The sequence below is a fragment of the Caulobacter sp. BE254 genome (assembly GCF_031457295.1).
In the GTDB taxonomy this organism is placed as follows: Bacteria; Pseudomonadota; Alphaproteobacteria; order Caulobacterales; family Caulobacteraceae; genus Caulobacter.
Map to the genome: position 1 here is coordinate 194,949 of NZ_JAVDWJ010000003.1, position 11,263 is coordinate 206,211.

Annotated in this window: 14 protein-coding genes and 1 tRNA gene; 4 read left to right on the forward strand and 11 right to left on the reverse strand. The window is 67.4% G+C overall.

What is annotated here, in order from left to right; genetic code table 11:
• Position 1: 1 nt before the first annotated feature.
• Both istB and J2X41_RS07645 read left to right on the forward strand, forming a co-directional pair.
• Positions 2-742, forward strand: a complete 741-nt coding sequence (gene istB / locus J2X41_RS07640) for an IS21-like element helper ATPase IstB (protein ID WP_310080968.1) — start codon at positions 2-4, stop codon at positions 740-742.
• Positions 743-1,078: 336 nt separating this feature from the next.
• The gene (locus tag J2X41_RS07645) at positions 1,079-1,528 is read left to right on the forward strand and encodes a hypothetical protein (RefSeq protein WP_310080969.1); all 450 of its coding nucleotides are present in this window, start codon (positions 1,079-1,081) and stop codon (positions 1,526-1,528) included.
• 399 nt (positions 1,529-1,927) lie between these two features.
• Here the strand turns inward: J2X41_RS07645 and J2X41_RS25265 are convergent, their stop codons facing one another.
• The gene (locus tag J2X41_RS25265) at positions 1,928-2,422 is read right to left on the reverse strand and encodes a class I SAM-dependent methyltransferase (RefSeq protein WP_404979892.1); all 495 of its coding nucleotides are present in this window, start codon (positions 2,420-2,422) and stop codon (positions 1,928-1,930) included.
• A 176-nt stretch (positions 2,423-2,598) separates the two neighbouring features.
• Positions 2,599-2,675 (reverse strand) — tRNA-Arg (locus tag J2X41_RS07650).
• Positions 2,676-3,197: 522 nt separating this feature from the next.
• On the opposite strand from J2X41_RS07650, the gene J2X41_RS07655 reads away from it, so the two are divergent.
• The gene (locus tag J2X41_RS07655; protein ID WP_310080970.1) at positions 3,198-4,373 is read left to right on the forward strand and encodes an HWE histidine kinase domain-containing protein; all 1,176 of its coding nucleotides are present in this window, start codon (positions 3,198-3,200) and stop codon (positions 4,371-4,373) included.
• Entirely contained in the window at positions 4,370-4,750 is a 381-nt protein-coding gene (locus J2X41_RS07660) for a response regulator (RefSeq protein WP_310080972.1), read from the forward strand. Before J2X41_RS07655 ends, J2X41_RS07660 begins: the two co-directional genes overlap by 4 nt.
• A gap of 23 nt (positions 4,751-4,773) precedes the next feature.
• Here the strand turns inward: J2X41_RS07660 and J2X41_RS07665 are convergent, their stop codons facing one another.
• The 9 genes from J2X41_RS07665 to fdxA form a co-directional block, all read right to left on the reverse strand.
• Positions 4,774-4,986, reverse strand: a complete 213-nt coding sequence (locus tag J2X41_RS07665; RefSeq protein WP_310080973.1) for a helix-turn-helix transcriptional regulator — start codon at positions 4,984-4,986, stop codon at positions 4,774-4,776.
• A complete protein-coding gene (locus J2X41_RS07670; RefSeq protein ID WP_310080974.1) occupies positions 4,983-5,387 on the reverse strand; it encodes a hypothetical protein in 405 nt (134 codons plus the stop codon). Before J2X41_RS07670 ends, J2X41_RS07665 begins: the two co-directional genes overlap by 4 nt.
• Before the next feature lie 103 nt (positions 5,388-5,490).
• On the reverse strand, positions 5,491-5,865 hold the full coding sequence (locus J2X41_RS07675; RefSeq protein ID WP_310080976.1) for a GFA family protein: 375 nt from the start codon (positions 5,863-5,865) through the stop codon (positions 5,491-5,493).
• Positions 5,866-5,940: 75 nt separating this feature from the next.
• Positions 5,941-6,189 (reverse strand): hypothetical protein, encoded by a 249-nt coding sequence (locus J2X41_RS07680; protein WP_310080978.1) that lies wholly within the window; start codon positions 6,187-6,189, stop codon positions 5,941-5,943.
• Positions 6,190-6,253: 64 nt separating this feature from the next.
• Positions 6,254-6,517, reverse strand: a complete 264-nt coding sequence (locus J2X41_RS07685) for a hypothetical protein (protein WP_310080979.1) — start codon at positions 6,515-6,517, stop codon at positions 6,254-6,256.
• A gap of 14 nt (positions 6,518-6,531) precedes the next feature.
• The gene (locus J2X41_RS07690) at positions 6,532-7,005 is read right to left on the reverse strand and encodes an Hsp20 family protein (protein WP_310080980.1); all 474 of its coding nucleotides are present in this window, start codon (positions 7,003-7,005) and stop codon (positions 6,532-6,534) included.
• Between the two features lie 262 nt (positions 7,006-7,267).
• A complete protein-coding gene (locus tag J2X41_RS07695) occupies positions 7,268-9,646 on the reverse strand; it encodes a TIM-barrel domain-containing protein (RefSeq protein WP_310080981.1) in 2,379 nt (792 codons plus the stop codon).
• A 215-nt stretch (positions 9,647-9,861) separates the two neighbouring features.
• Positions 9,862-10,368 carry a CarD family transcriptional regulator gene (locus tag J2X41_RS07700; RefSeq protein WP_028038239.1) on the reverse strand — a complete coding sequence of 169 codons (507 nt, stop codon included), beginning with the start codon at positions 10,366-10,368 and terminating at the stop codon, positions 9,862-9,864.
• Positions 10,369-10,795: 427 nt separating this feature from the next.
• Positions 10,796-11,137 carry a ferredoxin FdxA gene (gene fdxA, locus J2X41_RS07705; protein WP_029908209.1) on the reverse strand — a complete coding sequence of 114 codons (342 nt, stop codon included), beginning with the start codon at positions 11,135-11,137 and terminating at the stop codon, positions 10,796-10,798.
• Between the last annotated feature and the right edge of the window lie 126 nt (positions 11,138-11,263).

Below are 11,263 nucleotides of genomic sequence, written 5' to 3' on the forward strand. Positions count from 1 at the left end.
GATGAACACGAGCAACGTCATCGACAAGCTGCGCGAGCTTGGCCTTCAGGGCATGGTCTCCGCCGTCGAACACCACGCCACGTCGCCGGCCTTCGCCGATCTGCCGTTCCTGGAGCGGCTGATGCACATGCTGCAGGCCGAGGCGACCTGGCGCGACGAGAGGCGGCTCAAGCGCATCCTGCGCTCGGCCCGCCTGAAGATCCCGGCCGCCGCGGAGGACATCGACTATCGGTCCGGCCGCAACCTCGACCGCTCGCAGATCGCCGAACTCCTGACCTGCGCCTGGGTCCTGAAACGCGAGAACCTGATCCTGACTGGGGCCACCGGCACTGGAAAGACCCATCTGGCCTGCGCGTTCGGTGGCCAGGCCGCTCGGCATGGCCTGACGGTCCGTTATGTTCGCACCAACCAACTGCTGGAAGACATGGCCATGGCCCATCAGGACGGCTCAGTCGGCAAGGTGCGCGCCGCACTCGCCCGGTTCGACCTTCTGGTTCTTGACGACTTCGGCCTCGCGCCGATGACCGAGCTGGGCAAGCAGGACCTGCTCGACATCGTCGACGCCCGGGTCAAGACGTCCTCGATCCTGCTGGCTGGTCAGTTGCCGTTCAAGGATTGGCACGCCTACATTGACAACCCCATGGTCGCCGACGCCATCCTCGACCGGATGGCCAACACCAGCCACCGCGTCCAGCTGGCCGGCGAGTCCATGCGCAGGCTCGAGCCGGCGCCGTCAACTTAACGCCAGCAGGTCATGCCGCGCCGGCGTCCAGCGGGTTGGCGCGGCGTGACCATCGGCGTGGCGGCGAGTGCCCAGTTCATCTGGCGACAGGTGACCAGTCTGGTGGCTGCATCTAGTCGTATACGTGGCGAAGGCGCTTTTGCTTCGTTGCGCCGACAAGCATGTTGGCGATCACACGAAAGATACTGAGGGCCGCTGAGCGCCCCAAAGGAGGCCTAAGCGACGCGTTCAAATGCCGCGATTGATTTGGCGCGATGGGCGGGGACCGCTACTGACCGCCAAACAATAGCATCTGCGCAGCGTTGCAACCCCCGCGGGAAGCTCTACCATCCTGGCATGGCAATCAGTGATGACGTTTTGCAGCTCATCGACATCCTTCAACATGAGGGCTTCGGCGTGCTCGCGGGCGAATTGCTGACCGAAATCAGCTTGGGCCGGGAAATCGAAAAGCGCCCCGTTCCAGCGCGCGATACTGCATCAATCGAGGCGGAAGACGTCGACTCGGTACTGGTGCGTCAGCCATTCGAAGAAGATGAGCAGTTTTTTGAAGCAATGCGGATTCTGCGCATTCGCTTGGTTGAGCCCGTCAGGGCCTTCGCCGAGGCCGAACAGATCGCTGGCGGCCTGATGAAAGGCAAGAACGTTCGTATTGGCTTCGTTGATCCAGAGGAGCGGTTCGAAACTGCACCCTTGAGCCGCTCAGCAGGAGACGACCAGTTAGTCTACGCACTGGATGAGCTGCTGGAACGGCTGCCCCAAATGCGCTCGTCTGGCCTGACGATCTAATGCCACTTTCGCCTGACGCTGAGCTTGAGCTCCGCACCATACTACGCGCATTCCAAGCCGCCCATTCTGGCGTGGCCGTGCCGGCTGGCCAGGGCAAGGCACTTGAAGCCTGGGTGCTTATGAAGCTTGCTCAGACGGCCCATCAAACCCGCGTCTGGAACGTATCTCTGCGCCGGGGTGACGGCTCCCCTTTGCCAGTCGGGGCGCCTTTCATGCTGCCCAGTGGTCCATCCCGGCTTCAACCCTCAAGCCCAGATGCACCGGGCTACGTTCTTCTCGAGCACCGGAGATACCCAGACCGGCGGCTGGAGATCCGCGGAAGTCTGCAGTGGAGAGGGAGAAGCCACGCTCGACACGAATGTGACATCTCGGTTATGCCGGCCGAGATTGGCGAGGCAATCAGAAATAACGGGGGCGGGTATCCCCACGGCCTGCCGATCTTGGCGATCGAATGCAAAGACAAGACCGGATTTGGAAACCTTGATGAAACGCGCCAGCTCCTGGCGCGGATGTATGATCTGGTGCTCGTACGCCCGCCAGACTGGCCGAGGCGACCGGGGGGCAGCGCATATCGCCGACCACGACGGGCGATGCAGCAAAGGAGCGGGCCATACGCGCAAGAGCCCAGGATAGATCCAAACCAATCGCGGGCCGGCCAGCTTGGGTGAGAACCTTCAGGTCTCGACCGGCCCCGCAACCAAGATCAAGGATTGGACCAACCGGCGCAATGTCCAGGAATCGATCCAGCTGGGGCTGCATGGACTGCGACAAAGTCGCCTGCGCATAACGCTCGGCATGATCCTCATAGAAGGCCTGGGTGGAGCGTCGGGCGCTCGCGAGCTCCAAGTCGACCTTGGCTGCAGCCAGCATCATTACAGGACCGGTCGCCGCCATGGCCCGCCTTTCGAGTCACCTAAAACGGAGACTAAACTCTATGGCCCGATTTGCGAGGCGCGCATTTTCGCCAAACCGGATTCGGGCAGAGTGGAAGCAATTTATTGCGAGTGACTCGCAAATTGAGCAGGCTTAAGTTGGAATCGGAGCAGCTCTAACTTGCGCCAACAACCGCATGGCGGCCCGGAAGGGACTCGAACCCCTGACCTTCGCTTTAGGAAAGCGCTGCTCTATCCTGCTGAGCTACCGGGCCGCTTCGCGCGCGCCAGGGTCCATAGCGCAAGTTTCCGGGCATGCGAACCCCGGGCGGACAAAGCGCTGCGGAAGGGATGGCGATGGCCTTTGCCGCGCGCGCCGAAGACGCTCTGTGTCCAGGCGCCAATCGGCGTCGCCATGGACAGGCTGGTCAGGGCGCCGTAGCCCGAGGTCGGGGTGGGTCCCCGGCATCCGCGTCGCCGTCCTGGCGGTGCTGGTCGGGTCGAGCGGTTCGTGAGCGAGCGCCGGGCCTTGACCAACTTCACCGGCGACGGCGTGGCCGCCCCCTAATGGTGGCCCCGCTGGGAGGGCCCGCTGGATCGCGACCGATTGTCGCGGGAGTTGAGCCAAGTCCCGACGCCGCGCGCCTTGAAGTCGTTGAGAATCCCCGCGCCGACCGACCCCGGGGATGCGCCCGCCAGGTCGCATGCGACGAGCATTAAGCATAGGCTCCACCTTGCCGCGACCCTGGCGGCTGCTAGGGTCGCCCCGGGGACATGCGCATGCGGGACAACCAAGAGTGCTAAACGTCGCGAACGCCGAGCGTTCCGAACAGGCGGACCACGCCGCCCTGATCACGCTGGTCGAGACCATCGAGGCGCTGTCGGCCACGCGCACGATCGAGGAGGTCGCCGCGGTGGTGCGCTCGGCCGCCCGGCGGATGTCCGGGGCCGACGGCGTCTGCTTCGTGCTGCGCGACGGCGACCAGTGCTGGTACCTGGACGAGGACGCCATCGGCCCGATGTGGAAGGGCCAGCGCTTTCCGATGACCGCCTGCGTCTCTGGCTGGGCCATGCTGCACGGCCAGACGGTGGTGATCCCCGACATCTACGCCGACGACCGCGTCCCGCACGACGCCTACCGCCCGACCTTCGTCAAGAGCCTGGTGATGACCCCGGTGCGCCCCAAGGACCCGATCGCCGCGATCGGCGCCTATTGGGCGACCGGCCAGACCCCGTCGCCAGACACCGTGATCCGGCTGGAGGCGATGGCCCGGGCCACGGCGGCGGCCATCGAGAACGCCCGGCTCTACGCCTCGCTGAACGAGGCGCTGGAGCGGCGCACCTTCCTGCTGCGCGAGCTGGACCATCGGGTGAAGAACACCCTGGCCTCGGTGCAGTCGATCGCCCGCCAGACCCTGCGCGCCGCCCCCTCGCCCGCCGACTTCACCGAGTCGTTCGAGTCGCGGCTGATGGGCCTGTCGCGGGCCCATGAACTGCTGACCCGCCAGGCCTGGGGCCGCACCGACCTGCGCGACGTGCTAGAGGCGGCGTTGCAGCCGTTCGGCGGCCTGGCCGACCCGCGCTTCACCGCCCGCGGCCCGGCCATCGCCCTGACGGCCGAGACGGCGGTGGCCCTGCACATGAGCCTGCACGAACTGATGGTCAACGCCGCCAAGCACGGGGCGCTGACCTCGGCCAGCGGCCAGGTCACCGTGGCCTGGCGGGTCGAGGACATCGACGGCGAGGGCGGCCGCGTGCCCAGCCTGGTCCTCGAATGGGTCGAGCGCGGCGGTCCGCCGGTCTTCGTGCCCAAGCGCCAGGGATTCGGCACCAAGCTGCTGGAACGCGGCGTGGCCCGCGACCTGGGCGGCGAGGCCAGGCTGACCTACCAGCCCAGGGGCCTGAGCTACGCCCTGCGCGCGCCGCTGTCGGACCGGATCGCGGCGCAAGCGGCGCCGAGGGCGTCGACATGACCACGCCCGCCAACGCCCCGCGCATCATGATCGTCGAGGACGAGGCCCTGGTGGCCCTGATGGTCGAGGACCTGCTGACCGATTTCGGCTGCCAGATCTCCGGTTCGTTCGGGGCGGTCGACGAGGCCCTGGCCTATCTGAGCAAGGCCGCGACCCCGCCGCCGGCCCTGGACGGGGCGGTGCTGGACGTCAACATCGGCGGCACGATGGTCTTTCCGGTCGCCGAGCGCCTGCGGGCGGCCGGCATCCCCTTCGTGTTCGCCACCGGCTACGGCGCCCTGCCCCGCAAGGGCTTCGAGGACGTCATGGTGCTGAACAAGCCGATCGATCCGGTCCTGCTGGAGGACGCCGTGAGGGGGTTCGGCAAGGCGGCGTGAGCGCGCCCGCGGAAGCAGAGCTGTCAGTCCCCGCTTCCGGTCACGAACGGATTGAAGAACAGCCGCTCGACCGGCAGCTCGAACAGGGCCGCCAGGCGGTAGGCCAGCGGCAGCGACGGGTCGTACTTGTCGGCCTCGATCGCGTTGATCGTCTGGCGGGACGCGTCCGCCCGCTCGGCCAGGTCGCCCTGGCTCCAGCCGCGCGCCAGGCGCTCCTCGCGCAACCGGTTCCTCACGCGGCCTTCGACCGGCGCATCGCCCACCAGCCCAGCCAGCAGACGCCATAGGCCGCGACCTGGGCCAGGAAGACCAGGGCCGCGCCCTGGAACAAGGGGGCTCGGACGCCGCTCGCGGCGATGGTCGCCAGCAGCGCCACGCCGCCGCCGAACGACGCACCCCAGTACCAGGCGATCAGGTGGGCGTCGCGCGCCATGTGGTCCAGCCGTCGCCACCAGGGGATCGTGGCCAGCAGGGCCGCCCCCGTCAGGGCGGCGCAGGCCAGCACGATCACGGCCAGGGGCACGCGGCCCTGGCCGGCGATGATGACCACGCCGCTGACCAGCCCCACAGCCAGTGCAGCCAACAGCGCCGCGCCCCCGGCCATCCAGATTCTCTTCTGACGTCGTTCGACAGCCATGCCGGCCTCCTCGCTACCTGTAAAAGAGTTTTGACACAACGCGCCGCTCTGTCAAAATCTTTTTACAGCCCAGGGAAGCCTTGGCCGGCTCCGGCGCCTGCCCCTAATAGGCCTGGCCGTCGTTCTTGCGCACCGGCAGCTGGTCCCAGGCGAAATCCACCAGCAGCCGGGCGTTGATGCTGATGCGCGGGTCGTCGAAGTCGGGCTGACCGCTGTCGAAGCTGGGAAATTCCGAATAGGTCGGGCAGCCGCAGATGGCGCAGTGGTGGTGCTGGCCCAGATAGTGGCCCCACTGGTAGGTCGAGACCCGATCGCGGGCCGTGGTCAGCCGGAACTGGGCCGGCCGGTAATAGGCGTACAGCGCGCCGCGCCGCGAACAGAACGAGCAGTTGCAGTCGGTCAGTTCGGTCGGCGCATCGGTCACCTCGAACTGGGTGGCGCCGCAGTGGCAGCGGGCCTTCAGGGGCAGGTCGGTCATGGCGCTCTCCATCCTTGGATCAACGCCGGCATAGTGACGCATCGCTGCTGACAGCCTGCTGTCAACAGCCCGGCCTCAGGCCGCCCGGGACTGGGCGGGATCCCGGCCTGGTTCGGCCGGGCAGAGGAAGCGGCCCGCCAGGTCGCCGTTGCGGAGCCGCAGCTCCAGCACGCACGTCCGGCCCGCCCGGTTGAACCGCTGGGTCAGCCAGCGCGCGGCCGCTTCGGCCCGCGCGCCGCTCTTGAAGATCATGGCGTTTTCGAACTCCGGGCAACGCACGGCCCAGGCCTCGCCCTCGGGGGCGACGGAAATCACGGTCGGCACGACCTTTCTCCAAAAAACTAACTCAAAGAAGCGGCCGGCCGGCGAGCGGCCGGACCGCCGGGTCTCAGGACGCGCTCGCGGCGTCGAGACGCCGGAGCGCGGCCAGCACCTCGCTGACCGGCACCGGGGCGCTGGTCCCCAGGAGCCAGCGGTGGGTGGGCCGGTCCTCGACGGCGCTGGCGTCGGACGCCCAGGCCGCCAGGATCTCGCGCTTGGCGCGCGGGTCCAGGTCGTCGTCCTTGACCACCTCCAGCGGGTGCAGAAAGCCGACCGCCGGTCGGCAGGGCCAGGCTGGGCCGCGCTTGGCCGTCTCTTGGTTGGCGAGCATGGTCACCTCCCGCCTCAGGCCGCCTTGCGGGTCTTTTCGGGCCCGCTCAGCCGCTGTTGCGGGGCCTGGCCGATCTCGATCCGGCGCGGCTTGAGCGCCTCGGGGGTCTCGCGCTCGAGCTCGACCGTGAGCAGGCCGTCGGCATGGCTGGCCGACCGGACGACGACATGGTCGGCCAGTTCGAACCGCCGCTCGAAACCGCGCATGGCCACGCCCCGGTGCAGGAAGTCGCGCTGGCCCTCCTCGGCCCGGGCCTTCTTGCCGGAGATCACCAGCAGGTTCGGCTGGGCGACGACCTCCAGCTCGGCCGGCGAAAAGCCCGCGGCGGCGACCGTCACGCGATAGCTGTCCTGGCCGGTCTTCTCGACGTCGAACGGCGGGTAGCTGGCGTCGGCGTCGCCGCGCAGCGCCGCCTCGGCGAGGTCGGCCATGCGGTCGACGCCGATCATCGACCGATAAAGGGGGGAAAAATCGAAAGCGGTGCTCATTTCCATCTCCTCGCAAGCAAGTTGGACATGAGGGACGCCCGAAGCGCTCGGCGCCCCAGAGCCGAACCCATCAGGCGTTCGGCACGACCGGAAATTTAATACAGGCTGAGCAGGGGTCAAGGCGGACGGCGCTCGGCTGTGGGGCCGAAAACCTCGTCCTTCGACAAGCTCAGGATGAGGTTCTCTTACTGCCGGGCTTGTGAGTGGTCCTCATCCTGAGCTTGTCGAAGGACGAGGACCACTCACGGCGCCGAGCATCCCCCTACGGAGCGGCCACCACCGTTTCCTGGCCGGTGTAGCGCACCGTCCGGGCCGGCGGCGTCACGGCCAGGCCGAGGCCGCTCTGGTCGCCGACCCAGACGATGTTGAAGGTCCGCTCGCGCGGCATGTCCGGATAGGCGCCCTTGCGCGCCCCGATCGTCAGCGTCTTGCGCGCCTCGTCCCAGCGCAGGTCGACGGTCGCCCGCCGCCCTTGGCGGTAGCCCTGGCCGTCGCCCTCGTCGTCATAGAGGGTGAAGGCCCCGTCGGCCCCGCGATAGACCCGCAGCTCCAGCGGCGCGTCGGCGCCCGCCGCCGCGTGCGGGACCACCGGTCCCAGCGGCAGGATGGCGCCGGCCCGCACGTGGAGCGGCAGCACGTCGAGCGGCGTCGCCACCGTCACCGTCGAGCCGCCGGCGTAACGGCGGCCGGTCCAGAAGTCGTACCAATCGGCCTTGCCGGGCAGGTAGACGGTCCGGGTCTCGGCCTTGGGCTGGACCACCGGACTGACCAGCAGGTTCTGTCCGAACAGGTACTGGTCGGGAATCCCGTGGGCCAGCGGGTCGGCGGCGAAGTCCATCTCCAGCGGCCGCATCATCGTGTAGCCCTGGTCGGTGACCCGCCAGGACGTGGCGTAGATGTAGGGCAGCAGGCGGTAGCGCAGCTCGACATAGCGCCGCAGGATCGCTTGCGCCGGTTCGTCGAAGCGCCAGATCTCCTTGGACGGCCCGGTGCCGTGCACCCGGAACATCGGGGTGAAGGCGCCGTACTGGAACCAGCGCACGAACAGGTCGCGATAGTTGGCGTCGCCCGGCTCGCCGCCGAAGAAGCCGCCGATGTCGGTGTTCCAGTAGGGGATGCCGCTGGCCACGAAGTTCAGCCCGGCCGGGATCTGCTTGCGGAACACCTCCCAGTCGCCGTGGATGTCGCCCGACCAGGTCACCGCGGCGTTGCGCTGCTGGCCCAGCCACGCCGAGCGGGTCAGCACGAACGGCCGCTTGCCGGGCGCGTCCCTCAGCTGGCCGTCATAGACTCCCGTCGTGTGCATCAGCGGATAGGCGTTGTAGACTTCCGCCCCCGGCCCGGCGGCGGTGGTCAGGGCGCGCATCTCGCCCCAGTGTCCGCCCAGCTCGGCCTCGCTGGCGTCCAGCCAATAGCCGTCGAAGCCGATCGGGGTCATCGATTTGGAGATCTGCGACCAGTAGAGGTCGCGGCCGGCCTTGCCGTAGGGGTCGTACCAGCGGCCGGAGCCTTCCGGATAGACGTTGCGGTAGGTCGGCGGGAACAGCACGCCGGCCGCGTCCAGCGCCTTGGTGTTGGCCAGGTCGGCGTCCAGCCGCGGCCAGACCGAGACGATGGCGTGCACGTCCATGGCCCGCAGGTCGGCCAGCATCTTCTTGGGGTCGGGATAGCGGGCGGGGTCGAACTGGTGCGAGCCCCACTGGCCCGGCGCCCAGTACTGCCAGTCCTGGATCACGGCATCGATCGGGATGTTCATCTGGCGATAGCGGCGGGCGATCCCGACCAGCTCGTCCTGCGAGGCGTAGCGCTCGCGCGATTGCCAGAAGCCCCAGGTCCAGCGGGCCATCATCGGCGCCGCGCCGGTCAGGCGGCGATAGCCGGCGATCACCGCGTCCGGCTCGGGACCGGCGATGAAATAGTAGTCGATGTCGCGCGCGGCCTCGGACTGGAACGTCAGGCGGCTGGAGGCCTGGGGAACGCCGACCTCGACCGCCGTCACCGAGGCGTTGTCCCACAGGATTCCGTAGCCCTTGGTCGACCAGATCATCGGCACGGCGACGTCGGTGTTGACCTGCTGCAGCAGCACGCGCCGGCCGTTGCGACCGATGCCGCCATCGGAGTGCTGGCCCAGGCCGAGGAATTCCTGCGAACCGGCGATCTCGAACGCCTGGCGGACCGAGAACAGGCCGGCCCCGCCGCCGGGGGCAGGCGCCAGGCCGTCGTTTCCGCCGTCGAGGACCTCCTGGGTGTAGAGGGTCCCGGCCGCGTCGCTGAACGAGACCGCGCCGCTGTCGCGGGCGACGGCGACCTTCAGCGCGGGCGTGGTGATCTCGACGCCGGTCGGGGTGTTGGCGACGCTGAACCTCTGGGCCGGCCGGGGCAGGACCACCGCCAGGCTGGTCCGGTCCGGCGCCACGGCGCCGCGGTAGCGCCGGACCCGGACGATCCTGTCGCCCCAGACCTGGACGTTGACCGCGCCCTGGGCCGTGCGGACGGTCAGGCCGTCCTCGCCAGGCTGGACGGCGGGCGCCGGCGGCTGAGCCTGAGCATGCGCCGTCCCAGCCATTGGCCCTACGGCCAGCGCCAGGCCCACGAGCAGGAGCCGCCAAGGCCGCTTGGCGCCGAACTGTACAGGGGTCATCGGGATCCTTCTCGCGCTTCCTCGCCGACCCGGATCTTCGTCCAGGTCGCTCTTATTAGTCAGACTAATTCAGCAAGGTAGCGGTATCAATCGACCTCGTGCCGGGCGCGCCCATTCTCTTGCGGAAGCGTTTCCGAGAATTCAAAACGCAAAACGCCCCCGGACCGAAATCCGGGGGCGCTTGGCTTAACTCTGACTATTGCTGTCGGATCGCCTTAGGCGGCGTTCTTGATCAGCGACTTGGTCAGGATGCCGATGGCGGCTTCGCGGTCGATCCGCTCGATGGCGGCGACTTCCCGGGCCATGCGGTCCAGGGCCGATTCATAGAGCTGCCGCTCCGAATAGGACTGTTCCGGCTGGTTTTCGGCGCGGTGCAGGTCGCGGACCACCTCGGCGATCGAGATCAGGTCGCCCGAGTTGATCTTGGCTTCGTATTCCTGGGCGCGACGCGACCACATGGTGCGCTTGACGCGGGCGCGGCCCTTCAGGGTGGTCAGGGCCTGGCTGACGACATTGCCTTCGGCCAGCGGGCGCAGGCCCGCGGTCTTGGCCTTCTTGGTCGGCACGCGCAGGGTCATCTTCTCGTGGTCGAAGGTGATGATGTAGACCTCGAGCGACATCCCGGCCACTTCCTGGGTTTCGACGCCCTGGATGCTGCCCACGCCATGCGCGGGATAAACGACGTGATCGCCGACCGAGAATTCCAGACCGCTCTTGCTCATTCGTTCGTCCTCAATAAGTTCGGGCCAAGCCCAAAACACCGCGTCTCGAAACCATCCAAAGGGCGTCCCAAACGGCGACAAGGACCCGTCCGCGAAACGTTGCGGGGCCAGTACCGGTCAGGATTTGGAATAGTGCTTAAGTCACCCTTCGCCTTCGATCGGGCGCGCCGGTTTCCCGGCTGACATCGTCCACATGACGGCAGGCGCGAGCAATCGCGACCGTTACGTCGAGAGCGACAATATCATAAAATTCAGCTTGATGAAAGGCTTGCGACCTGTTTAGCCGCCCAGCCAAGCTGATTTGACCGATCTTTCCGGCCATTTCCGGCGAAATTCCGGGATTTCGATCGCCGTCTGGCCCGGGGCGGCGGCATCGCCAGCCATGCGCCGGCCGGCGTTCCCTGAGCCGAAGCTCGGAGGGGCCGGCTCAGCTGCCCTTGCCGGGCTTTTCGCTGAAATATTTCTCGAACTTGCCGGTTTCGCGTTCGAACTCTTCGCGGTCGGCGGGGGGCGTGCCCTTGACCGTGATGTTCGGCCAGATCTTGGCGTATTCGGAATTGATCCGCAGCCACTTGCCGTCCGGCTCGTCCTCGGTGTCGGGCTTGATGGCGTCGATCGGGCACTCGGGCTCGCAGACGCCGCAGTCGATGCATTCGTCCGGATTGATGGCCAGGAAGTTCTCGCCCTCATAGAAGCAGTCGACCGGGCACACCTCGACGCAGTCCATGAACTTACATTTGATGCAGGCGTCGGTAACGATGTAGGTCATCGAAGGCTCGGTGTATTCCGGGACTAGCGCGAGAGAGGCCGCGTTTTCGAAGCCATGGGGCCGCTTGTCAATGCGGCTTGGCTGCGCGCAGGCCCAGGATTTCTCACACCGGCCTAGCCCTGGACG

Excerpts from the sequence above, each read along its gene's own strand:
- istB (WP_310080968.1), top strand. The coding sequence starts at position 2 with ATGAACACGAGCAACGTCATCGACAAGCTGCGCGAGCTTGGCCTTCAG.
- J2X41_RS07645 (WP_310080969.1), top strand. The coding sequence starts at position 1,079 with ATGGCAATCAGTGATGACGTTTTGCAGCTCATCGACATCCTTCAACAT.
- J2X41_RS25265 (WP_404979892.1), bottom strand. The coding sequence starts at position 2,422 with ATGGCGGCGACCGGTCCTGTAATGATGCTGGCTGCAGCCAAGGTCGAC.
- J2X41_RS07660 (WP_310080972.1), top strand. The coding sequence starts at position 4,370 with ATGACCACGCCCGCCAACGCCCCGCGCATCATGATCGTCGAGGACGAG.
- J2X41_RS07670 (WP_310080974.1), bottom strand. The coding sequence starts at position 5,387 with ATGGCTGTCGAACGACGTCAGAAGAGAATCTGGATGGCCGGGGGCGCG.
- J2X41_RS07675 (WP_310080976.1), bottom strand. The coding sequence starts at position 5,865 with ATGACCGACCTGCCCCTGAAGGCCCGCTGCCACTGCGGCGCCACCCAG.
- J2X41_RS07685 (WP_310080979.1), bottom strand. The coding sequence starts at position 6,517 with ATGCTCGCCAACCAAGAGACGGCCAAGCGCGGCCCAGCCTGGCCCTGC.
- J2X41_RS07690 (WP_310080980.1), bottom strand. The coding sequence starts at position 7,005 with ATGAGCACCGCTTTCGATTTTTCCCCCCTTTATCGGTCGATGATCGGC.
- J2X41_RS07695 (WP_310080981.1), bottom strand. The coding sequence starts at position 9,646 with ATGACCCCTGTACAGTTCGGCGCCAAGCGGCCTTGGCGGCTCCTGCTC.
- J2X41_RS07700 (WP_028038239.1), bottom strand. The coding sequence starts at position 10,368 with ATGAGCAAGAGCGGTCTGGAATTCTCGGTCGGCGATCACGTCGTTTAT.
- fdxA (WP_029908209.1), bottom strand. The coding sequence starts at position 11,137 with ATGACCTACATCGTTACCGACGCCTGCATCAAATGTAAGTTCATGGAC.